Origin of the sequence: Nonomuraea sp. NPDC004580, from assembly GCF_040609855.1 — a bacterium.
Taxonomy (GTDB): Bacteria; Actinomycetota; Actinomycetes; order Streptosporangiales; family Streptosporangiaceae; genus Nonomuraea; species Nonomuraea salmonea.
On record NZ_JBEXLH010000031.1, the window covers coordinates 21631 to 43906 of the forward strand.

Sequence of the window (22276 nt, forward strand, 5' to 3'; positions counted from 1 at the left end):
CATGACCGCCCCGACGCGACGACCGCGCGACCCGAGAGCATTCGCCCTGCTCGCCGCCGGCGCCCTGACCCTCACCGGGGTCCTGACCGGGTGCGCGCCCGGCTCCTCCGCCCCGCCCTCCTCCCCCTCGGCCCAGCCGTCCGCCTCGGCGGTGCGCACCGACGCCGCCTCTCTCGGCGAGGTCACCCTGACCGTGTGGGACCAGGAGGTCCGCGGCGGCCAGGCGGCCCAGATGGAGCAGCTCAACAAGGCGTTCCAGGCGAAATACCCCAACATCAAGCTCAACCGGGTCTCCCGCTCGTTCGACGACCTCAACACCACGCTGCGCCTGGCGCTGAGCGGCAACGAGCCGCCCGACGTGGTGGAGGCCAACAACGGCCGCTCGTCGATGGGCGCGTTCGTCAAGGCGGGGCAGCTGCTGCCGCTCGACAAGTACGCCGAGGCGTACGGGTGGAAGCAGCGCTACCCGGAGTCGGTGCTGAAGTACTCGCGCTACAGCGCCGACGGCAAGGTGTTCGGCGAGGGCAACCTGTACGGCCTGCCGCAGGTCGGCGAGGTCGTGGGCATCTTCTACAACAAGGCCAAGCTCAAGAAGCTGGGCGTCGAGCCGCCGGCGACGTGGGCCGGCTTCGAGTCGGCGCTGGCCGCGGCGAAGGCGGGCGGCGAGGTGCCGCTGCAGTTCGGCAACCTCGACAAGTGGCCCGCCGTGCACGTGTTCGGCACCGTGCAGGGCCGCGAGGTGCCGAAGGACCAGATCGGCACGCTGGCGTTCGGCAAGAAGGGCGCGTCCTGGACCTCGCCGGAGAACGTCAAGGCGGCCGAGCACCTGGTGAGCTGGGTGGACAAGGGCTACTTCGCCAAGGGCTTCAACGGGCAGGGCTACGACGCGTCCTGGCAGGCGTTCGGCAAGGGCCAGGGCGTGTTCCTGATCGCCGGCACCTGGCTGCTCGCCGACCTGGACAAGGCGCTCGGCTCCGACCTGGGCTTCATGCTGCCGCCCGGCACGGCGGCGGACGCGGCGCCGGTGGCGACGGGCGGCACGGGGCTGCCGTTCGCGGTGACCGCGAAGAGCCCGCACCCCGACGCGGCGGCGGCGTACATCGACTTCATCACCAATGCCGACGCCATGAAGGTGCTCACCGAGACCGGTAACCTGCCGGTCGCCGACACCTCCGCGCAGAGCGTGAAGGAGGGGCCGCAGAAGGACGTCTTCACCGCGTTCGGCACGGCCACCGAGAAGGACGGGCTGGTGCCGTACCTCGACTACGCCACCCCGACGTTCGCCGACACGCTGGGCGCGGCGCTGCAGGACCTGCTGGCGAAGAAGGCCACGCCGCAGGAGTTCCTGCAGACGCTGGAGAAGGACTACACGGCCTTCACCGAGAGCAACGGAGGATGACCAGTCCGCCCGGAGAGCCCCGCCGCGTCGCCTACCTTTACATCCTGCCTGCCTTCGCCGTCTATGCGGCGTTCCTGCTCTGGCCGATCGGGCGGGCCGTGCAGTTCTCCCTCTACGACTGGGACGGGCTGAGCGTCGGCACGTGGGCGGGGCTGGACAACTACCTCGCGATCGCAGCCGACGAGGGGCTGCGCGGGGCGTTCGGGCACGCGCTGGTGCTCATCGTCTTCTACTCGGTGTTCCCGCTGGTCATCGGGCTGGCGCTGGCCGCGATACTCAACCACGCCAAGGTGCGCGGGCTCGGCTTCTTCCGCACGGTGGTGTTCCTGCCGCAGGTCATCGCGATGGTCGTGGTGGCGGTGGCCTGGCGGCGGGTGTACGCCCCCGACGGCTCGCTCAACTCGCTGCTGAGCGCGCTCGGGCTGGACGCGCTGACCCGCGGCTGGCTGGGCGACTACACCTTCGCGCTGCCCGCCGTCGGCGTGGTGGGCACCTGGTTCGAGACGGGCCTGGTGACGGTGCTGCTGCTGGCCGGGATGAGCCGGGTGCCCGCCGACCTGTACGAGGCGGCCCGCCTCGACGGCGCGGGCGCGGTGCGCGAGTTCTTCTCGGTCACGCTGCCGTCGGTGCGCGCGGAGATCGCGGTGGCGCTGACGCTGACGGTGATCGCCGCGCTGCGCACGTTCGACCTGGTGTACGTCACCACCCGCGGCGGCCCGGGCGAGTCCACCTCGGTGCCGTCGTACGAGGTCTACCACCGGGCCTTCGGCCTGGGCCAGGTCGGGTCGGCGGCGGCCGTCGGGGTCACGCTGACCGTGCTCATCTTCATCGTGTCGTTCGGCGTGAACCGCTTCGCGGACAGGAGGCTGACGTGATCTCGCGCGGTGAGCGGGTGGCGAACTACGTCCTCCTGTCGGTGTTCGCCGCGTTCGCGCTCTACCCGATCGTGGTGATCCTGTCGGCCGCGCTCGGCCCCGCCGACAGCGGCGGCACGTCCGGCCTGGCGAACTTCGCGGCGGCCTGGGACATCGGCCATTTCGGCTCGTACCTGCGCACCAGCCTCGCGGTGTCGGCGTTCACGGTGGTCGTGAGCGTGGTCCTGTCGATCATGAGCGGGTACGCCTTCGGCACCATGCGCTTCCGCGGCAGGACGGCGCTGTTCTACCTGTTCATGCTGGGCATCATGATGCCGAGCGAGGCGGTGGCGGTGCCGCTCTACTTCGACCTGCGCTCGCTGGGGCTCATCGACACGTTCTGGTCGATCACGCTGCCGCAGGTCGCGATGTCGGTGGCGTTCGGGACGTTCTGGATGCGGGCCTACTTCCTGGCCTCCAACCGGGCGATCGTCGAGGCCGCGCGCATCGACGGGGCGTCGAGCTGGCGGGTGCTGTGGCAGGTGCTGCTGCCGCCGGCCAGGCCCGCGATCGTCACGCTGACGCTGCTGGTGTTCATGTGGACGTGGAACGAGTTCCTCATCCCGCTGATCATGGTGACCAGCGAGTCGCTGCGTACGGCGCCGCTGGGGCTGGCCTTCTTCCAGGGCCAGTACACCTCCGGCTTCACGCTGCTCGCGGCCGGGTCGGTCATCGTCGCGACGCCCGTCGTCATCTTCTACCTGTTCCTCCAGCGCCACTTCGTCCGCGGACTGCTTCAGGGGGCGGTCCGCGAGTAACCCCCCGGAGGTTCGATGCCCATCAACGTATCCGCCGCGCGGCGCGCCGCCGTCACGGCCGCGGCTCCGCTGGCCGCCGCCGCGCTCGTCCTCGGCCTTCTCCCCGCCCTGCCGGCGAGCGCCCTTCCAAAGAGCGTCCTTCCAAAGAGCGCCCTGCCGGCGAGCGCCCTGCCGGCGAGCGCCCTGTCGGCGAGCGCCCTGTCGGCACCCGTCGATCTCGACGCGCTGTTCGTCGGCGCGCATCCCGACGACGAGTCGGGCACGCTGTCCACGCTCGGCCAGTGGAACGAGGACCACGGCGTGCGCGCCGGCGTGGTGACCGTGACCAGGGGCGAGGGCGGCGGCAACGCCGTCGGCCCCGAGGAGGGGCCCGCGCTCGGGCTGCTGCGCGAGTCGGAGGAGCGCACGGCCGTCGGCAAGGCGGCCGTGCGCGAGGTGTTCAACCTCGACGACGTCGACTTCTACTACACGGTGAGCGCGCCGCTGACCGACCAGGTGTGGGGCGGCGACACGCTGGAGAAGGTGGTCAGGGTCGTCCGCCAGACCCGGCCGGAGATCATCCTCACCATGGATCCGGCTCCGACGCCGGGCAACCACGGCAACCACCAGGAGGCGGCCAGGCTGGCGATCGCGGCGTTCTACGCGGCGGCCGACCCGAAGGCGTTCCCCGACCAGATCAAGAAGGAGGGGCTGCGGCCGTTCGCGCCCGCGCGGCTGTTCACCGGCGGGGCGCGCGGCACCGGGCAGGCCGGGCCGTCGTGCTCCTCGACGTACAAGCCGAACAATCCCGCGCAGAACGTGTTCGGCGTCTGGAGCGGGCGCACCTCGCCCAGCAGGGGCAAGACGTGGGCCGCCGTCGAGCGTGAGGCGCAGCGCACGTACGCCTCGCAGGGCTGGGCCGGCTTCCCCGACGTGCCGTCCGACCCCGCGCAGCTCGGCTGCGACTTCTTCACCCAGGTGGACGCGCGCGTGCCGTTCCCCGAGCCGGGCAGCCCGGCCGCCGCCGCGCCCACGAACATCCTCGACGGCGCGCTGACCAGGGCCGAGGGCGGCGTGCCGCTCGGCACGCGGTTCGCCCTGCGCACGGGTGAGTTCGACGTCCGGCCGGGGGCGGCGTTCACGGTGGAGGCCGAGGTGGGCGCGCCCCGGAAGGAGGAGCTCGGCCGCTCCGAGGTGGCACTGCGGGTGCCCGGCGGCTGGCAGGTGAGCGGCTCCGGCGACCTCGGCAGGCTGCGGGCCGGGCGCTCCGGCAAGGCCGCCTTCAAGGTGACGCCTCCCGCGCAGGCCGCGCCAGGCCGGGTACGCCTGGCCGCCACCCTCACCACCGAGCGCGGCGGCGGCTACACCGACCGGCAGGTCGAGGTGAGCCCGCCGGTACGCGCGGCGCAGCAGCCGCTCCCCCAGGTCGCCCAGTACGAGAAGTGGACGGCCGAGGTGGGCGTGCCGCAACTCGGCGGCATCGTCCCGCCCGTGCTCACGCTCCCGTCCGGCGGCAGCCGCGAGGTGGGCGTGGTCGTCACCAACGTGAGCGGGGAGACGCGGTCCGGCACCGTACGGCTCGGCCTGCCCGACGGGTTCACCGCCGAGCGGACCGAGGCGCCCTTCGACGATCTCCCCGCGGGCGAGTCGACGACCGTGCCGTTCAAGGTGACCAACTCCGACCCGTCGCTGAAGACGTCCAACGAGGGCGGCGACTACGCGTACACGATCACCACGACCGTCGACGGCGGCGGCTCCACCACTGCCGGGCCCGCGCTCCAGCTCGTGCCCGCCACCACGGTGCCGCAGGCCGAGACCGCGCCGGCGGTGGACGGCGCGCAGGGCGACGGCGAGTACACCGGCGACCCGATCGACATCTCCCGCCGGTGGGAGGGCTCCGCGTGCGCGTCGGCGGCCGACTGCTCGGGCACGGCCCGGGTCGCCTGGCACGACGACACGCTCTACCTGCTGGTGCACGTGAAGGACGACGTGCTCGGCACGCCGCTCGCCGCCTCCGACTGCAAGCGGCACTGGCGTACCGACGCGGTGGAGGTCACCCTCGACCCGCGCGGCACGTCCGAGAACACCTCCACCACCTTCAAGACCGCGGTCCTGCCGGTCACCGCCGAGGGGCCGCCGTGCTTCCTGCGCGACGCCGACAACCGCCAGGGCCCTGGCGAGGAGACCGCGCCCGGCATGAAGGTGGCGTCCACGACGGGCGACGGCGAGTACACGGTGGAGCTGTCCATCCCGATGGAGGTGCTGCCGGGAGCGGTCGATCCCGGGCACCTCGGGCTGAACATCCTGGTGTACGACTCCGACACCCAGGACAAGACCGGCCAGACCCGGATCGGCTGGTCCACGTGGGGTGGCGTGCAGGGTGACCCGTACCGGTGGGGCGTGGCCACGCTGCCCGGCTACCAGCCGCCCGCCGACCGGCCCACCACGCCGCCGGACCCGGTGATCCCCGACACGGCGCTGTCCTCCCTGGACTCGCCGCAGACGCTGGAGCAGGCGGTGCGCGTGCACGTGCCGCCCGCGGGCGCGCCGGCCGCCTCCACGGCCGCGCGGGTGCTGACCGCCTCGGCCGGGCGCGACGCCGTACGGGTGCGGCTGCAGGCCGGCGGGCCGGGCAAGGCGCACCTGTTCGTCCGTGACGCCGAGGGCACGGCCGGCGGCAAGGTCGTGACCGTCTCCCGCAAGGGCGTCACCACCGTCACCGTGCCGGTGACCCGGGCCCCGGGCAAGGGCGCGAACGTCCTGGCCGGATGGGAGGACCGCAGCGGCGGCACGGCCGCCTCGTCCGTCACGGTGCGCTGAGCGCAAGGGGGACGAAAGGCTCCTGTCATCACTCAGAGTGATTGTTCGACTACATTCTGGGTAGAGGTGCAAGAGCCAACCGCCCCCCTGCGCGGCTCTCCGCCGCGCGCACCGAAGGGAACCCCCGTGCCCGACACCGACCGTTGCGCCACCATGCCCGTCCATCGCCGCCTGCTCGCCTCCTCGCCCCGCTACGCGCTGGCGCTGGCCGCGATCGAGAACGAGACGTTCGCCAGGAAGACCGCCAGGACCGCCGCCCGGGACGAGGTCGTCACCATCCCCGTGGTGGTGCACGTCGTCCACCGCACCCCCGAGCAGGACATCGGCCAGGAGCAGATCGACAGCCAGCTCAAGGTGCTGAACGCCGACTTCCGCAAGGCCAACCCCGACGTGAGCAAGGTGCCGCAGGCGTGGCGGAACGTCGTGGCCGACGCCCGGCTGGAGTTCCGGCCGGCCTCGACCGGACCCGACGGCGAGCCCACCTCCGGCGTCGTGCGCGTCTCCACCGATACCGCCGGGTTCAGCACCGACGACAGGGTCAAGTTCAGCGCGCAGGGCGGATCCGACGCCTGGCCCGCCGACCGCTACCTCAACGTGTGGGTGTGCGAGCTGACGGACGCGCTCGGGTACGCCGCCTTTCCCGGCGGGCCGCCCGAGCTCGACGGGGTGGTCATCCGGCACAGCGCGTTCGGCACCACCGGCACGGCGGCCGCCCCGTACGACGGGGGCCGGACCGCCACCCACGAGGTCGGCCACTGGCTGAACCTGCGCCACATCTGGGGCGACGACGGCGACGGCTGCTCGGGCAGCGACTTCGTCGACGACACCCCCAACCAGGCGGGCCCCAACCGCGGCTCCCCATCCTTCCCGGCCGTGAGCTGCGGTAACGCGCCGAACGGCGACATGTTCATGAACTACATGGACTACGTCGAGGACGCCGCCATGTACATGTTCACCCTCGGCCAGGCCGAGCGCATGGACGCAGCCCTGGCCGGCCCCCGCTCATCGTTCCTGACACCGCAACTGCGGCAGAGCATGCGCGCCTCCGTGTAGACCCCGGCCCAGGCTCCGGCCCAGGCTCCGGCCCAGATTCCGGCCCAGATTCCGGCCCAGACCCGGCCCGGTCATCGGCCCTGCTCACCCTGGCTGCGAACATGGGGAGCATGCGTGTTGTGGTGATCGGAAGCGGCATCGTGGGGGCCGGTGCGGCCTACCACCTGAGCCGCAGGGGCGCGGCGGTGACCGTCGTGGACGGCGGCTACCCGGGCGAGGCGACGCAGGCGGGGGCCGGCATCGTCTGCCCGTGGGTGGACCACCCCGAGGACGACGACTGGTACCGCCTGACCCGCGAGGGCGCCCGCCACTACCCCGGCCTGGTGGAGGAGCTGGGCGAGGACATCGGCTACGCCAAGGTGGGCGCGCTGCTGGTGGCCGAGGACCCGGTGGACCTGGAGCCGGTGCGGGCGCTGCTGCGCCGCCGTTACGCGGGTGCGCCCGAGATGGGCGAGGTCGTGGACGTGGCGACCCCCGCCGAGCTGTTCCCGCCGCTGTCCGACACGCTGAGCGCGCTGCTGGTGCCGGGCGCGGCCCGGGTGGACGGCCGTTCGGTGCGCGACGCCCTGCTCGCGGCGGCGGTGGCGAGGGGCGCCGAGGTCCGTACGGGCACCGCCACCCTCACCCAGGACGGCCACGTCCTCCTCCACCCCGCCGACCACCCGGAGACCTCTGCCCCCACCCCACCCCCGCCCGCCCCCGCCCTCTCCGGAAGGGCCCTTGCCGGGACGACTCCCGCCGGAACCGGCCCCTCCGCGACGGTCCCGGCCGGGGAGGCGTCGTGGCGGCAGGCGGCGCCGCTTCACCTTGGTGCGCCGGCGATGCCCGGCGGCCGGCAAGAACCCTTGAGCGAGGGGGCGCCGCTCGAGGCGGACGCGGTGATCGTGGCGGCCGGGGCGTGGACGGGTGAGGTGTGCCGGCCGCTGGGCGTCGAGCTGCCGGTCTTCCCCCGCCGGGGCCAGATCCTGCACGCCACGCTGGAGGGCGTGGACACCGCGTGGTGGCCGATCATCCTGCCGCGCATGGGGCCGTACCTGCTGGGTTTCCCCGACTCGCGGGTGGTGGTCGGCGCGACCGTCGAGGACGTCGGGTTCGCGCCGCGCGTCACCGTGGGCGGACTCGACGAGGTGATCGAGGCGGGACTGCGGGTGGCGCCGGGGCTGGCCGGCGCGACGGTCTCGGAGACGCGGGTCGGGCTGCGCCCGGTCTACGCCCCCGGCTGCGCCCTCATCGGGCCGGTGACGGACCGCGTGGTGGTGGCGACGGGGCTCAGCGCGTACGGGCTGACGGCGGGCCCGTTCACCGGCGAGCTCGCCGCCGCGCTGGCACTCGGGGAGCGGCCGCCCATCGACATCACCCCGTACCGGCCGCCCACCGGCTGAATCCGGGCACCGAGCGCGATAAGCCACCCTGACCGTCAAGTGCGACAAGCGGCAACGTAAGATCGGATACCTCCCCACCGGTGACGTCGTGGGGAGGCCGCCTTGCCGCTGCTCGCACTGCTCCTGCTGCTGCTCGCGGCGCTGGCCGGCTGCGCGGACCCGGAGGCCACCACGCCTCCGCCCCCCTCGATCACGCCTCCTTCCTCCCCTGCCCCCAAGCCGCTGGCGCCCCGCCACCGCGAGGACGCGCCCGAGCAGGAGGAGGTGCGGGTGCCGAACGCCGCCTCCGGCCGCTACGCGATCGTCCCCGGCTCGGCCCCCGCCAGGCCCGGCCGTGGCGCGGCGGTGCGGTACCTGGTGGAGGTGGAGCGCGGGCTGCCGTTCGAGCCGCGCGCGTTCGCCGCCGAGGTGCACAGGACGCTCAACGACGTACGCGGCTGGGCCCGCTTCCACCGCGTGGACCACGGCCCCGTACGGGTGCGCGTGGCGCTGTCCAGCCCGCGCATGACCATCCGCCAGTGCCTGCCGCTGCGCACCGGCGGCGAACTGTCCTGCTGGAACGGCCGCCGCTCGGTCATCAACGCCCTGCGCTGGGCGAAGGGCGTCCCGCAGTACGACGGCGACCTGGTGTCGTACCGGCACTACCTGATCAACCACGAGGTGGGCCACGCACTTGGACACGACCACCGCCACTGCCCTGGCCCCGGCCGCCTGGCCCCCGTCATGGTCCAGCAGTCGAAGTCCCTCGGCCGCTGCCGTCCGAACCCGTGGCCCCACCCCCGCCGGGGCCGCGACCAACGCCGCTGACGCACACGGACCCACACTGTGGGGGCGGCGTTCCGGGGGGTCGGGGCGACCGATAGGTTTCCTTCAACCGGACGAGGTCGCCGCTTCGGTGACGGGGCCCGGCATCGCCGCGCACGCCGCCCCTACGCGGGCCCGCCCGGCGGTGGCCGGATTCGGTCAACGCCGGTGGAGCGATCACGCCCGTCTGACCTATCGCGATATATCGTAGAAGTGGAACACCGGGGAGTCCCGTTCGCACCGATCGGGACGTGGAAGACCTTCCAGGGGAGTGTGAGCGATGGCAGGGATGCGGACGGCACGGCGGATCCTCGCGGGCGGCGCGGTCCTGGCCGCGGCCGGTTGGGCACTGCGCGAGGTTCCCGCCGAGCTGGGCATGCGGCCGCTGCAGTCGGGGCCCGACCGGGTGGCGCGGATCAGGCGCTCGGCGCAGTTCAGGGACGGCGCGTTCGTCAATCCGATGCCCGAGGCGGCGACCGTGCCGTCAGGACCGCCCGTCAGCATGCTCGGCGAGTTCGCCCAGGACCGCGAGCAGCGGCACCCGGCAGGTCCCATCCCGCTGCGCATCCCGCCGGCCGACGCGCCGCCCGCCGACGGCGTGCGCGCGGTCTGGTACGGCCACGCCTCCACGCTGGTGGAGGTCGAGGGCAGGCGGGTGCTGTTCGACCCGGTGTGGAGCCGCCGGGTCTCTCCCACGCAGTTCGTCGGCCCCAAGCGGCACCACCCGGTCCCGGTGGAGCTGAACGAGCTGCCCCAGGTGGACGCGATCGCCATCTCCCACGACCACTACGACCACCTCGACATGGCGACCGTGCGCACGCTCAACAGGACGCAGAAGGCGCCGTTCATCGTGCCGCTGGGCATCGGGGCGCATCTGGAGCGGTGGGGCGTGGCGGCGTACCGGATCATCGAGCTGGACTGGGACGAGGAGGCCGAGGTGGCGGGGCTGCGCTTCGTCGCCACGGCGGCCCGCCACTTCTCCGGCCGCACCCTGAGCCGCAACGACACGCTGTGGGGCTCCTGGGTGGTGGCCGGGCCCACCAAGCGGGTGTTCTACGCGGGCGACTCCGGCTACTTCGAGGGCTATAAGGGCATCGGGAGCAAGCACGGCCCGTTCGACCTGACGCTGATGCCGATCGGCGCCTACAGCCCGGCCTGGCCGGACATCCACATGAACCCGGAAGAGGCCGTCAACGCCCACCTCGACCTGGGCGGAAAGCTGCTGCTGCCGGTGCACTGGGCCACGTTCACGCTCGCCCTGCACCCCTGGGCCGAGCCGGTGGACCGGTTGTGGCGCGAGGCCAAGGCACGCGACGTCCGCATCGCGGTCCCGCGTCCCGGCGAAGCCGTGGACGCCTCCGCCGCCCCCACGGTCGAGGGCTGGTGGGAGATGCTCACCTGAGTCGTCGCCCGCCGAGTGCCACGACGTAGAGTTCGGGCGTGAGCAACCTGGAACGGGACCCCCGCGAGATCCGCTGCACCGCCGGCCCGGCCGGCGGGCCAGGCCCCGAGGCGGAACGTGCGGCGGCCGTCCCGGCGCCTGACGCGCCGGCGGAAGGCGGGGCGCCGGACGAGCGGGAGGTCCTGATCGGGCGTGAGGTGCCGCTGGGCGGCCCGCGGGCGATGACGGTCAGCAGAACCCTGCCTGGCGTGCACCGCCGCATGATCGGCGCGTGGTGCTTCGTCGACGCGTACGGGCCGCAGCCCGCCACCATGCGGGTGCCGCCCCACCCGCACACCGGCCTGCAGACCGTGAGCTGGCTGGTCGAGGGCGAGGTGCTGCACCGCGACAGCCTGGGCACGCTGCAGGAGGTCCGGCCGGGCCAGCTCAACCTCATGACGGCCGGTCGCGGCATCTCCCACTCGGAGGAGTCGCCGCAGACCGTGCTGCACGGGGTCCAGCTGTGGGTGGCGCTGCCCGGCGAGCACCGCCACACCGCGCCCGCCTTCGAGCACCACCCCGAGCTGCCCGTGCTGGAGGGCACCGGCCACCGGGCCCGCGTCCTCATGGGCACGCTCGGCGGGGTGACCTCGCCCGCCACCGCCCACACCCCGCTCGTGGGGGCCGAGCTGGCGATCGACGGCGCCGCCGAGGTGCCGCTGGAGCCGGGCTTCGAGCACGGGCTGCTGCTGCTCGACGGCGAGGTGGCCGAGGTGGAGCGGGGCCCGCTGGTGTACGTGCCGCCGGGCCGCACGTCGATCCGCCTGTCGGGCCGGGGCGGGGTGCTGCTCATCGGCGGCGCGCCGTTCGGCGAGGAGATCGTCATGTGGTGGAACTTCGTCGGCCGCTCCCACGAGGAGGTGGCCGCGTACCGGAAGGAGTGGATGGACGGCGAGGGCTTCGGCGTCGTCGAGGGCTTCGACGGCGCGCCCCTGCCCGCGCCGGTCCTCCCCGGCACCCGGCTCAAGCCCCGCGGCCGGGTCCGCTGACCGCTCTCGAACAGGTGAGGGGTCAGGTGAGGCGCTGGGCCTTGCTGAGGAGGCGTTGGGCCACCACCACCAGAGCCAGGAAGAGGCCGCTGACCACCTGCTGGAACGCCGACGTCAGGTTGCCCACCTGGTTGATGAGGCTCTGGATGACGCCCAGCAGCAGCACCCCGGCCACAGACCCGGTGATGCCGCCCGCGCCCCCGGTCAGCAGGGTGCCGCCGATCACGACGGCCGCGATGGCGTCGAGTTCGAGGCCGATGCCGAGGATGGTGACGCCGGAGGAGAGCCGGGCGGCGTTGAGCGCGCCGGCCAGCCCGGCCAGCAGGCCGGACATGACGTACACGTACACCTTGGTGCGCACGACCGGCACGCCCATCAGGGCCGCCGCCTGCTCGTTGCCGCCGATGGCGTAGACGTTCTGGCCGAAGCCGGTGCGCTGCAGCAGCACCATGGCGAGCAGCGCGAGGGCGGCGGTGACGTAGACGGGGTAGGACAGGCCGAGGATCTCGCCCTGCCCGAGCGTGGCGAAGGCGCGGTCCTTGACCAGGTACGTGGTGGCGCCCTCGTCGGAGATGGCCAGCATCAGCCCGCGCACACCGAGCAGCCCCGCCAGCGTCACGATGAACGGCGCCATCCCGGTACGCGCGATGACCAGCCCCTGCACCAGCCCGACGACCCCGCACACGGCGAGCGGCAGCAGCAGCGCCACGAGCAGGCCGTACCGGGAGCCGTAGGCGGCCAGCACGCCGCCGAGGACGAACAGCGACCCGACGGACAGGTCGATGCCGCCGCTGATGATCACGAACGTCATCCCGACGGCGATGATCGCGAGGAACGACGAGGAGACGACCACGCTTGCGGCGTTGGCGGTGGTGGCGAAGGAGTCGAAGGCCAGGCTGCCCACGACGACCAGCAGGCCGAGCACCATGACGGCGCCGTGCTGCTGGAGCAGCCTGCTCACCTGTTCGCGGTTCATCGGCTCCCCCGCTTCCTGGTGGCGTAGACGGCGGCCAGGATGATGACCGCCTGGACCATCTGGGTCCATGACTGCGGGAGGTTGTGCTTGATCAGCGTGGCGGCCAGGAGCTGCATGAGCAGCGCGCCCATGACCGTGCTGAGCACCCTGATCCGGCCGCCGGTCAGCGGCGTGCCGCCGACGACGACGGCGGTGATCGCCGACAGCTCGATGAACAGGCCGAGCGAGGTGGGGTCGCTGGCCTGCAACCGGGCCGTGGCCAGCACGCCGGCCAGGGCGGCGAGCAGGCCGGAGATCACGTACACGATCAGCAGCACCCGCCTGACGGGCAGGCCGGACAGCTCACTGGCCGAGCGGTTGCCGCCGATGGCGACGACCTGCCGGCCGAACGTGGTGCGCCGCACCACGAACAGCACGATCACGGTGAGCGCCGCCGCGATGAGCACGATGACCGGGACGCCGGCCACGGAGCTGCTGCCGAGCGCGATGAGGTCGGGGTTGCGGAACTCGACGAGCTGCGGCACCAGGACGTTGGCCAGGCCGCGCACGCCGACCAGCAGGGCGAGCGTGGCGACGATGGGCTGCACGCCGACGTACGCGACCAGCGCCCCGCCCGCCGCGCCCACGACGGCGCCGCCGATGACGGCCACGATGACCGCGGGCAGCCAGCCGTAGCCGAGGTAGAGCACGGTCAGCGCGGCGGCCAGCGCCATCACGGACCCGACCGACAGGTCGATGCCCTGGGTGCCGATGACCAGCGCCATGCCCAGCGAGACGATCACGATGGGGGTGACCTGGACGAGCTGGGTGCGGAAGTTGGAGGCGTCGAGGAAGTGCGGGGTGAACAGCACGTTGAACAGCAGCAGCACGAGGACGGCCGCGTACACGCCGTAGTCCTGAACCCACGCGTACACCTGGGGTTTGAGCACGGCGACCCGGGCGCTCCCCCTGGAGGTCAGCTCAGCCATCGGCCTGCTCCGCGATCGTCGCCATGATCCTCTCCTCGGTCACCTCGTCGCCGGACAGCTCGCCCACGACCGTGCCCTCGCGCAGCACGAGGATCCTGTCGGCGCCCTCGACCAGCTCCTCCAGGTCGGAGGAGATGAGCAGCACGCCCAGCCCTTCCTGGGCCAGCTCGTCGATCAGCGCCTGCACCTCGGCCTTGGCGCCGACGTCGATGCCGCGGGTGGGCTCGTCCAGCAGCAGCACCTTGGGCCGGACGGCGAGCCAGCGGGCCAGCAGCACCTTCTGCTGGTTGCCGCCGGACAGCTCGGAGACGAGCTGGTGCTGCGAGGCGGCCTTGATCCTCAGCCTCCGCATGAAGATCTCGACCACCCGGTCGATCTTCGCCTCGGACACCACGCCGGCCCGGCCGAGCGCGGGCAGGGCGGCCAGGACGATGTTCTCGCGGACGGACAGCGTCGGGATGATGCCCTCGGCCTTGCGGTCCTCGGGCAGCAGGCTGACGCCGGCCTTGATGGCGGCGGCGGTGGAGCCGCCGCGCAGCGGCAGCCCGGCCACGAGCACCTGCCCGCCGTCGAGCGGCAGCGCGCCGACGATGGCCTTGGCGGTCTCGGTACGCCCCGCGCCGAGCAGGCCGCCGAGCCCGACGACCTCGCCCGGCTCGACGCTGACGTTCACCCCGTCGAGCACGTGCCTGCGGGTCAGGCCGCGGGCCTCGACCACCGGCGCGTCCGCGCCGGAGCCGTGCCGGTCGCGGCTGAAGCGGGTCACGCCCTGGGCGCGGACCTCGTCGAGGTCGCGGCCCAGCATGAGGGAGATCAGCTTCAGCCGGTCGAGCGCGGCCAGCGGCCCGGTGTGCGCGATCCGGCCGTCGCGCAGCACGGTGACCTGGTCGCACACCTGGTAGAGCTCGTCTAGGCGGTGGCTGACGTACATGACGGCGATGCCGCTGCCGCGCAGCCGCCTGATCACGCCGAACAGCGTCTCGACCTCGCGCGGCTCCAGGGAGGAGGTGGGCTCGTCCATGATGACGACGCGGGCGTCCACGGAGACGGCGCGGGCCAGGGCCACCATCTGCTGGGCGCCGACGCCGAGCGTGCGCAGCGGGCGGCGGACGTCGGTCTCGACGCCGTAGCCGGCCAGCACCCGCTCGGCCTCGCCGTACATGGCGGCGGCGTCGATGACGCCGAACCTGCCGCGCGGCTCGCGGCCGAGCAGCAGGTTGCGGGCCACCGACATCATGGGGACGAGGTTGACCTCCTGGTAAATGGTGGAGATGCCGGCCCGCTGCGCCTCCATGGGGCTGCCGAAGGCGGCGGTGCCGCCCTGGTAGCGCAGCTCGCCCTCGTCGGGGCGGTAGACGCCGGTGAAGACCTTGATGAGGGTGGACTTGCCGGCGCCGTTCTCGCCGACGAGGGCGTGCACCTCGCCAGGACGCAGGGCGAGGGACACGCCGTCGAGCGCGAGGACGCCGGGGAAGCGCTTGCTGACGGCGCGGGCCTCGAGAACCGCTTCCACCTCAGTACGCCTCTCCGAGGGAGTCCTTGGCGTTGGTGGTGTCGTAGTCACGGTCGGAGATGATCACCTTGTCGGGGATGGCCTCGCCGTCGAGGAACTTCTGCGCGGTCTCGAAGGCCAGCGGCCCGAAGCGCGGATTGGACTCGATGACCGCGTGCAGCCAGCCGTCCACGATGCCCTGCACGGCGCTGCGGGTGCCGTCGACCGAGACGATCTTGATGTCGCCTGGCTCCTTGCCCGCGCCCTTGAGCGCGGTGACCGCGCCGAGCGCCATCTCGTCGTTCTCGGCGTAGATGCCGTTGATGTCGGGGTTGGACTGGATGAGCTGCTCGGTGACCTGCTGGCCCTTCTCGCGGGCGAACTCGCCGGTCTGCTCGAACGAGATCGTGATGTCCGGCGCCTTCTCCTTGACCCGGTCCTTGAAGCCGTTGGTGCGCTCGGTGGTGACGTTGTTGCCGGGGGCGCCGAGCAGGATGGCGACCTTGCCCTTGCCGCCGAGCGCGTCGATCATCCGGTCGGCGGCGCGCTTGCCCTGCTCGTAGAAGTCGGAGCCGATGAACGTCAGGTAGTCGCTGCACGGCTTGGCGTTGATCTTGCGGTCGACCGTGATGATGGGGATCTTCTTGGCCGCGGCCTGCTGGAGCACCGGCTCCCAGCCGTCGGAGTTGAGCGGCGCGATGACCAGGAGCTGCACGCCCTGGGCGATGAGCTGCTGCACGTCGGTGATCTGCTTGGAGAACTGCGACTGGGCGTTGGTCACCTTGAGGTCGCCGATGCCCAGCTCGGCCGCCTCGTCCTTGATCGACTTGGTCTCCGCGATGCGGAACGGGTTGGCCTCCTTCTCCGACTGGGAGAAGCCCACGGTGGCCGTCTTGAGGTCGAACGTCGTGCCGCCGAACTGCTCCAGCGTGCAGGTCGGGCCGGCCGTGCCCGCAGGCGTCTGGACGACCTGCCGCCCCGCGGTGCCGGTGGGGGCGGGCGCGCTCTGCGGCTCCTCCGCCTTGGCGCAGGCCGTCGCGGTGAGGAGGACGGCCAGGGTCAGGGCGGCCGTCCGGAGATGGGGGGTCATCGCGGTTCCCTTCTTATCAGGTCCAGCCGGTGCGCGCCCCGGCCCTCACGGGTCCTCGCGGGTCCTCGCTGGCCCTCGCTGGCCCTCGCTGGCCCTCGCTGGCCCTCGCTGGCCCTCGCTGGCAGGGCCGGGGCGGCGGTGGTTCAGTTGCAGGTGGGGCTGATCGCGCTCGTCAGCGCCTTGTGGGCGTCGTGGAGGCGCTTGACGTCGGGCTTGGTGATCGCCCTGTCGTACGTCATGAGGCCGTTGATCTCGGTCTCGACGTCCGTCGTCTGGGTGTAGATGGCGGCGCTGAGCTGCTCGCAGGCGTGCAGCCGCGCCAGCTCCTCGACCATGCCCACGTAGCGGTCGGTGAGGGCCTCGGGGTCGGGCTCGACCGCGTAGCCCCAGCCGCCGCCCGACCAGGTGTGCCCGACGAGCGGCAGGGCCAGGCCGCCGTACTCGCCGATCACGGTCGCGCGGACGCCCTCGGGCTTGCCGGGGTTGCCGGGGCCCGGGTAGATGTGGAAGTCCTTGACGTCGCCGTTGCCGCCGTCCACGGCGCCGCAGCAGTTGACGCCGCTCATGTTGTTCACCAGGCGGCTCGGGTCCCAGCTCTTGACCAGGTCGGCGATGCGGGCCTGGTCGTACTGGCCCCAGCCCTCGTTGAACGGCACCCACATGACGATCGACGGGCTGCTCCTGTGCTGGTCGATCATCGCGCGCAGCTCGGTCTCGAACTGCTGCCTGTCGTCGGTGCGGAACGCCGACGGCATGTCCTGCCAGACCAGCAGGCCGAGCTTGTCGGCGTAGTGGTACCAGCGGTCGGGCTCGACCTTGACGTGCTTGCGCACCGCGTTGAAGCCGAGCGCCTTGGTCTGCTCCAGGTCGTAGCGCAGGGCCTCATCGGTGGGCGCGGTGTAGATGCCGTCCGGCCAGAAGCCCTGGTCGAGCGGTCCGATCTGGAAGACCGGCCGGCCGTTGAGCAGCATCCGGTTGCCGGACAGGGTGATCTCGCGCATCCCGAAGTACGACTCGACCTTGTCGCCCTTGAGCCTGACCTCCAGGTCGTACAGGTGGGGGCTCTCCGGCGACCAGAGCTTGGGCTTGCGCACGGGGACGCGCAGCTTCTCGCCGGTCTTGCCGTGCGCGGTGCCGATGACGCGGCGGCCGTCCCTGACGATCACGGTGGCGGTGCCCGGGGTGCCGTGCACGGTGACGTCCACGGCCTGGCCGCGCACGTCGGGGGTGGTGTCGACGCGGTCGACGCGGTGCCTGCCGACCGGCTCGATCCAGACGGTCTGCCAGATGCCGGACACGGGGGTGTACCAGATGTTGCCGGGTTCGAGCCGCTGCTTGCCGACGGGCTGCGCGCCGCGGTCGGTCGGGTCGTACACGCCGACGACGAGCTCCTGCGGGCCTTTGCGCTTGAGCGCGCCGGTGACGTCCACGCTGATGCGGTCGTAGCCGCCCTTGTGGGTGGTGACGCGCTTGCCGTTGACGTAGACGGCGGCGTCCCAGTCGACGGCGTCGAGGTGCAGCATCAGCCGCTCGCCGCTCCAGGAGCGCGGCACCTCGAACGTGCGCCGGTACCACATGCGCTCCTCGTGCCGGCCGATGCCGGACAGCTGCGACTCGACCGGGTACGGCACGGTGATCCGCTCGGGCAGGGTGCGGCCGATCGGCGCGGCCTCGCCCTCCTTGGCCGTGGCGAACTGCCAGACGCCGTTGAGGCTGCGCCAGCGGTCGCGGACGAGCTGCGGCCTCGGGTACTCGGGCAGCGGGTGGTTCTTGTCGACCTTGTCGGTCCAGCGGGTCTTGAGCACGTACGCGGACAGGTTGACCACGCTCGCGAACGGATAGGCGGCCAGCGGGGTGCCGTCGGCGTAGGCGATGCCGCCGGTGCCGTCGTAGGAGGTGCGCACGGTGCCGCCGGCCTTGGCCGGGACCGGGTACTTGAGCGTGAGCTCCAGGGTCTCCGGGCTCTTCTGCTCGACCGAGGTGACGGGCCAGGCGGCGGCGCCGACGGTCAGCGCGAGCTTCTCCGCCGCGCCGGCGGGCAGCGGGGCGAGGGGCCGCGGGTAGGTGAGCGTCACGACGTCGCCGGCGGTGTTGAGCCGGGCGTCGTACGGGCCGTCCGGCTGGAAGTCGGCCGGGACGGTGAGCGCCTCGGTGGGCACGACGGCCTTCGGCTGGCTCGGGCTCTGCCAGCGCAGGCGCAGGTTGGCGCCGCCGTAGTGCTCGAAGTACTCGACCTTGATGTCGTACTCGCGGCCGGCTTCGAGGGCGATCGGGGTGCCGGTCTGCTCGATGTCCCAGTCGTCCACCCAGTGATCGATGATCATCTGGCCGTCCACCCAGAGCCGGAACCCGTTGTCACCGATGATCGAGAAGGTGTAGGTCTCGGAGTATTCCGGGGTGATCTGCCCGGTCCAGCGGACCGAGACGTCGTCCTCCCTGCCGGTGAGCAGCTGGAAGACGGGGTTGAGGTCGGTCAGCTCCAGCTTCGGGTCGATGATGCTCGCCTTGAGCTCGGCGAAGTCGAACGTCCCCGCCCCTGAGGCGAGGTAGTAGTCGCCGCGCAGCCCGTTCCGCTCGGGAAGGGCCGACGTTGCGGCGGAGGCGGGTGCCGGCAGCTGCCATAACACGGACATCAGTACGGCCAGCAGCAACGCGAGGCGCTTACGCACGGGGAGTGTCCTTTCGGAAGGCGCCGATCAGGTTCGGACAGCTTTTGACCCTGACACGCTCCAAAGTAAGCACCGCCGGACCGAGCCGGTCAAGATTTCCGATCAAATTCGTTCTCGTTCAGTCAGAGGTGAACTCATGTTGGCCTGTCGACTATGATCGGCCCGTGAGCGACACGCAGAGCGACGGACGCAGGCCCGTGTTCGCCGCGGAACGCCGCCAGCGCATCCTCGAGCTGGTGCGTGCCAACGGCGCCGTGTCGCTGCGCGAGCTGGCCCAGGCGGTCCACTCCTCCGAGGTCACCGTCCGCCGCGACCTGCGCGCGCTCGAGTCCGAGGGCCTGCTCAACCGCCACCACGGCGGCGCCACGCTGCCCGGCGAGCTGTCCCGCGAGGCCGGCTACGCGCACAAGGTGTCACTGGAGTCGGCCGAGAAGGCCGCCATCGCCGACCTCGCCGCCGCGCTCGTCGAGGACGGCGACGCCATCGTGGTCGGGCCCGGCACCACCACGCAGGAGTTCGCCCGCCGCCTGACCAGGCACTCCGAGCTGGCCGTGGTGACCAACTCGCTGCTGGTCGCACAGGTGCTGGCCGGCTCGCCGCGCGTCGAGGTGATGCTGACCGGCGGCACGCTGCGCGGCTCCATCCTGGCCCTGGTCGGCAGCGCGGCCGAGCACTCGCTGGCCGGGCTGCGGGTGCGCAGGGCGTTCATCTCGGGCAACGGGCTGACCGCCGAGCGCGGGCTGTCCACGCCCAACATGCAGGTCGCGGGCGTCGACCGGGCCCTGGCCGCCGCCGCCGAGGAGGTCGTGGTGCTGGCCGACCACACGAAGGTCGGCGTCGACACCATGGTGCAGACCGTTCCTCCCGACCAGATCGACCACCTGGTCACCGACGACTCCGCGCCCCGCGACGTGCTCGACGAGCTGAGCGCGCGCGGCGTCCGGCTGCACGTCGCCCAGTTCTGATCGGCGCACTGATCGAATGTGACAAGCCCGTTACTATAATGTTTCCTTCCTCGACCACCATCGAGGGCGGAGGCAACCGTGCTGCAGGTGGCTGGCGTTCTCAAGGCGTTCCAGGGTGTCACCGCCCTCGACCACGTCACCCTGTCCGTACGCGCCGGGGAGGTGCACGCCCTCGTCGGCGGCAACGGCGCGGGCAAGTCCACCCTGGTGAAAGTGCTCTCCGGCGTCTACCCGCCCGACGCGGGCGAGCTGCGCTTCCTCGGCGAGCCGGTGCGCTTCGCCGGGCCCGCCGACGCCAAGAAGGCCGGCATCGCCACCATCCACCAGGAGACCAACCTCGTCCCCACCATGAGCGTGGCCCGCAACCTGCTGCTCGGCAGGGAGCCGCGCGGGCGGCTCGGGCTGATCGACTCCGCCGCCGTGCACGCCAGGGCCGCGCAGGTGCTGGCGGCGTACGGGCTGGAGGTGGACGTCCGCCGCCCGCTCGGCTCGCTCGGCGAGGGCGCGCGGCAGATCGTCGCGCTCGCGCGGGCCGCCTCCGCCGACGCCCGCCTGGTCATCATGGACGAGCCCACCACCGCGCTCGACCACGGTGAGCTCGAGGTGCTGTTCGGCGCGGTGACCCGGCTGCGCGAGCAGGGCCGCTCGGTCATCTACGTCACCCACCGGCTCGAGGAGCTCTACGGCGTCTGCGACCGGGTCACCGTGCTGCGCGACGGCCGGGTCGTGCACACCGGGCCGCTGGCCGGGCTCGACCGGCTGCGGCTGGTCTCGCTCATGCTGGGCCGCCCCTTCCACCCCGCCGCGCCGCCCCTGCCCGCCGGCGAGCCCGACCCGCCCGGCGACGCGCCCGTCCTGGAGGCCAAGGGCCTGACCAGGCACCACATGCTCGACGGGGTGTCGCTCGCCATGCGGGCCGGCGAGGTCGTCGGGCTCGGCGGGCTGCTCGGCGCCGGGCGCAGTGAGACGGCCCGCGCCATCGCCGGAGTGCTGCCGGTGGACGCCGGTCAGCTCACCGTCGCGGGCGCGCCGGTGCGCAAGTGGTCGATCAGGAGCGCCGTACGCGCCGGGATCGGCCTGGTGCCGGAGAACCGCAGGACCGAGGGCATCGTGCCCACCCTGTCGGTGCGCGACAACATCGCCCTGGCCGCCCTCCCCCGCCTGTCGCGGGCCGGCATCGTGTCCGACACGCAGGTGGACAACATCGTCGCGACCTTCATGCGGCGCCTCGGCATCAAGGCCGTCTCCCCCCGCCAGCCGGCCGGCGAGCTGTCCGGCGGCAACCAGCAGAAGGTGCTGCTGGCCAGGTGGCTGGCCATGCACCCCAAGGTGCTGCTGCTCGACGAGCCCACCAGGGGCGTCGACGTCGCCACCAAGGTCGAGATGCAGGCCCTGCTCGACGAACTGGCGGTGGACGGGCTGGCCATCCTGCTCATCTCCTCCGACGTGAGCGAGCTGGTGAAGAACTGCGACAGCGTCGTCGTGCTGCGCGACGGGGCCATCACCGAGCAGCTCAACGGGCCCGAGGTCACCGAGGACCGCCTGCTCGCCGCCCTAGCCAAGGACTAGTAGACGGAGACGTGCGGATGGTCATAGTGGTTGGCCGTCGTGCCGCCGCGGTCCGACATCACCCGCCACACGCCCGTCCTGGCGTGCCAGATGCGCTGGCGGTAGATGACGTACATGATGCCGAGCCGCTTCGCGTTCTTGACCACCCAGGCGGCGATCTCGTCGCCGCGCTTCAGCTCCTCCCCTGACGGCATCGCGCCGCCGCGGCTCAGCATGAAGTCGCAGGCCCGCCCGAGCGGATGCTCGCCACCGTCCTGGATCGGCCGGTAACACCCGATCCCGTACGGCACCTCGAACCGCTCCTGGATGAGCTGCCTGACCAGCCGCATCCTGGGCGTGATGTTGTCGGGCCCGTCCGGCAGCTGCGGCACCCACGTGCCGTCGGGGCGCCGCACCCCCGGCGCCGTGTAGAGCAGGTCGATCCTGTCCTTGATCTTCTCGATCTGCTGCTCGGCCTTCTTCTTGCGCCGCTCCAGCTCGCCGACCGTGCGCTTCAGCTCCTCGGCGCGGGCCGCCGCCTCCTCCTCGGCCCGCGCGCGGGCGTCCCTGACCTGGGCGTGGCCGCGCAGCCTGGCGTCCTGGCCGTCGATGAGGTGCTGGGAGAGCGCCATCCTGTTCAGCAGTCGCGCGGGGTCGCCGCCGCCCTGCCCGCTCACGAGGACGGCGAGCGGTCCCGGCGTGCCGCCCATGTACTCCGCCGTCGCGATGGCCCGCAGCTCCGTCGAGTGGCGGTCGTAGGTCTCCTGCGCCTCGGCCAGCCGCTCGCTCGCCTTCTTCGCCTCCTTGTCCGCCTTCTGCTGGGCGACGCGGGAGGCGTAGTAGTCGGTGATGAGCCTGTCGGCGTCCTTCTGCATCGTGGCCAGCTCCTTCTTGAGCTGCTTGGCCGTCGGCTTGGGCGCCGCGTGCGCGGGGGCCGCGGTGACCAGCAGCAGCTGGGCGAGGACGATGCAGAGCACGGACGTACGGACGGGGGAGGCTTCCGCCACGCTTCTCCTTACCCCGGGCCAC

17 protein-coding genes are annotated in these 22276 nt (G+C 72.3%); 11 read left to right on the forward strand and 6 right to left on the reverse strand.

Translation table 11 applies throughout. The features are described from left to right. The first annotated feature begins 1 nt into the window (after position 1). The 9 genes from ABZW11_RS27875 to ABZW11_RS27915 all read left to right on the forward strand — a co-directional run bounded on the left by ABZW11_RS27875 (position 2) and on the right by ABZW11_RS27915 (position 11539). Positions 2 to 1399 (forward strand): extracellular solute-binding protein, encoded by a 1398-nt coding sequence (locus ABZW11_RS27875; protein ID WP_355422939.1) that lies wholly within the window; start codon positions 2 to 4, stop codon positions 1397 to 1399. Further along, the gene (locus tag ABZW11_RS27880; RefSeq protein ID WP_355422941.1) at positions 1396 to 2274 is read left to right on the forward strand and encodes a sugar ABC transporter permease; all 879 of its coding nucleotides are present in this window, start codon (positions 1396 to 1398) and stop codon (positions 2272 to 2274) included. The genes ABZW11_RS27875 and ABZW11_RS27880 overlap by 4 nt, the downstream gene beginning before the upstream one ends. Further along, positions 2271 to 3071 (forward strand): carbohydrate ABC transporter permease, encoded by an 801-nt coding sequence (locus ABZW11_RS27885; protein ID WP_355422944.1) that lies wholly within the window; start codon positions 2271 to 2273, stop codon positions 3069 to 3071. The genes ABZW11_RS27880 and ABZW11_RS27885 overlap by 4 nt, the downstream gene beginning before the upstream one ends. Positions 3072 to 3086: 15 nt before the next feature. Continuing rightward, a complete protein-coding gene (locus ABZW11_RS27890) occupies positions 3087 to 5870 on the forward strand; it encodes a sugar-binding protein (protein ID WP_355422947.1) in 2784 nt (927 codons plus the stop codon). Between the two features lie 126 nt (positions 5871 to 5996). Continuing rightward, entirely contained in the window at positions 5997 to 6923 is a 927-nt protein-coding gene (locus tag ABZW11_RS27895) for a zinc metalloprotease (protein ID WP_355422950.1), read from the forward strand. Positions 6924 to 7033: 110 nt separating this feature from the next. Continuing rightward, on the forward strand, positions 7034 to 8305 hold the full coding sequence (locus ABZW11_RS27900) for an FAD-dependent oxidoreductase (RefSeq protein WP_355422953.1): 1272 nt from the start codon (positions 7034 to 7036) through the stop codon (positions 8303 to 8305). A 102-nt stretch (positions 8306 to 8407) separates the two neighbouring features. Next, positions 8408 to 9112, forward strand: coding sequence for a DUF3152 domain-containing protein (locus ABZW11_RS27905; RefSeq protein ID WP_355422956.1), 705 nt, complete (start codon positions 8408 to 8410; stop codon positions 9110 to 9112). 277 nt (positions 9113 to 9389) lie between these two features. Continuing rightward, complete coding sequence (locus ABZW11_RS27910; protein WP_355422959.1) at positions 9390 to 10511, forward strand: MBL fold metallo-hydrolase; 1122 nt, start codon at positions 9390 to 9392, stop codon at positions 10509 to 10511. A 38-nt stretch (positions 10512 to 10549) separates the two neighbouring features. Beyond that, complete coding sequence (locus tag ABZW11_RS27915; protein ID WP_355422962.1) at positions 10550 to 11539, forward strand: pirin family protein; 990 nt, start codon at positions 10550 to 10552, stop codon at positions 11537 to 11539. Between the two features lie 22 nt (positions 11540 to 11561). On the opposite strand, the gene ABZW11_RS27920 is transcribed toward ABZW11_RS27915, so the two are convergent. From ABZW11_RS27920 to ABZW11_RS27940, 5 genes are all read right to left on the reverse strand, one after another. Further along, a complete protein-coding gene (locus tag ABZW11_RS27920; protein ID WP_355422965.1) occupies positions 11562 to 12515 on the reverse strand; it encodes an ABC transporter permease in 954 nt (317 codons plus the stop codon). Further along, positions 12512 to 13483, reverse strand: a complete 972-nt coding sequence (locus tag ABZW11_RS27925; protein ID WP_355422968.1) for an ABC transporter permease — start codon at positions 13481 to 13483, stop codon at positions 12512 to 12514. The genes ABZW11_RS27920 and ABZW11_RS27925 overlap by 4 nt, the downstream gene beginning before the upstream one ends. Beyond that, positions 13476 to 14996: a sugar ABC transporter ATP-binding protein gene (locus ABZW11_RS27930; protein ID WP_355422970.1), complete on the reverse strand. Its 1521-nt coding sequence runs from the start codon at positions 14994 to 14996 to the stop codon at positions 13476 to 13478. Before ABZW11_RS27930 ends, ABZW11_RS27925 begins: the two co-directional genes overlap by 8 nt. A gap of 1 nt (position 14997) precedes the next feature. Then, positions 14998 to 16065, reverse strand: coding sequence for an ABC transporter substrate-binding protein (locus ABZW11_RS27935; RefSeq protein ID WP_355422973.1), 1068 nt, complete (start codon positions 16063 to 16065; stop codon positions 14998 to 15000). A gap of 143 nt (positions 16066 to 16208) precedes the next feature. Continuing rightward, a complete protein-coding gene (locus tag ABZW11_RS27940; RefSeq protein WP_355422976.1) occupies positions 16209 to 18734 on the reverse strand; it encodes a PA14 domain-containing protein in 2526 nt (841 codons plus the stop codon). A gap of 164 nt (positions 18735 to 18898) precedes the next feature. On the opposite strand from ABZW11_RS27940, the gene ABZW11_RS27945 reads away from it, so the two are divergent. Together ABZW11_RS27945 and ABZW11_RS27950 are read left to right on the forward strand one after the other, a co-directional pair. Then, entirely contained in the window at positions 18899 to 19699 is an 801-nt protein-coding gene (locus tag ABZW11_RS27945; protein WP_355422979.1) for a DeoR/GlpR family DNA-binding transcription regulator, read from the forward strand. A 78-nt stretch (positions 19700 to 19777) separates the two neighbouring features. Then, a complete protein-coding gene (locus ABZW11_RS27950) occupies positions 19778 to 21268 on the forward strand; it encodes a sugar ABC transporter ATP-binding protein (protein WP_355422982.1) in 1491 nt (496 codons plus the stop codon). Here ABZW11_RS27950 and ABZW11_RS27955 read toward each other — a convergent pair. Next, positions 21265 to 22254, reverse strand: coding sequence for a hypothetical protein (locus tag ABZW11_RS27955; RefSeq protein ID WP_355422985.1), 990 nt, complete (start codon positions 22252 to 22254; stop codon positions 21265 to 21267). The two genes, ABZW11_RS27950 and ABZW11_RS27955, sit on opposite strands and share 4 nt — an antisense overlap. Between the last annotated feature and the right edge of the window lie 22 nt (positions 22255 to 22276).

Excerpts from the sequence above, each read along its gene's own strand:
- ABZW11_RS27875 (WP_355422939.1), top strand. The coding sequence starts at position 2 with ATGACCGCCCCGACGCGACGACCGCGCGACCCGAGAGCATTCGCCCTG.
- ABZW11_RS27880 (WP_355422941.1), top strand. The coding sequence starts at position 1,396 with ATGACCAGTCCGCCCGGAGAGCCCCGCCGCGTCGCCTACCTTTACATC.
- ABZW11_RS27890 (WP_355422947.1), top strand. The coding sequence starts at position 3,087 with ATGCCCATCAACGTATCCGCCGCGCGGCGCGCCGCCGTCACGGCCGCG.
- ABZW11_RS27900 (WP_355422953.1), top strand. The coding sequence starts at position 7,034 with ATGCGTGTTGTGGTGATCGGAAGCGGCATCGTGGGGGCCGGTGCGGCC.
- ABZW11_RS27910 (WP_355422959.1), top strand. The coding sequence starts at position 9,390 with ATGGCAGGGATGCGGACGGCACGGCGGATCCTCGCGGGCGGCGCGGTC.
- ABZW11_RS27920 (WP_355422965.1), bottom strand. The coding sequence starts at position 12,515 with ATGAACCGCGAACAGGTGAGCAGGCTGCTCCAGCAGCACGGCGCCGTC.
- ABZW11_RS27925 (WP_355422968.1), bottom strand. The coding sequence starts at position 13,483 with ATGGCTGAGCTGACCTCCAGGGGGAGCGCCCGGGTCGCCGTGCTCAAA.
- ABZW11_RS27935 (WP_355422973.1), bottom strand. The coding sequence starts at position 16,065 with ATGACCCCCCATCTCCGGACGGCCGCCCTGACCCTGGCCGTCCTCCTC.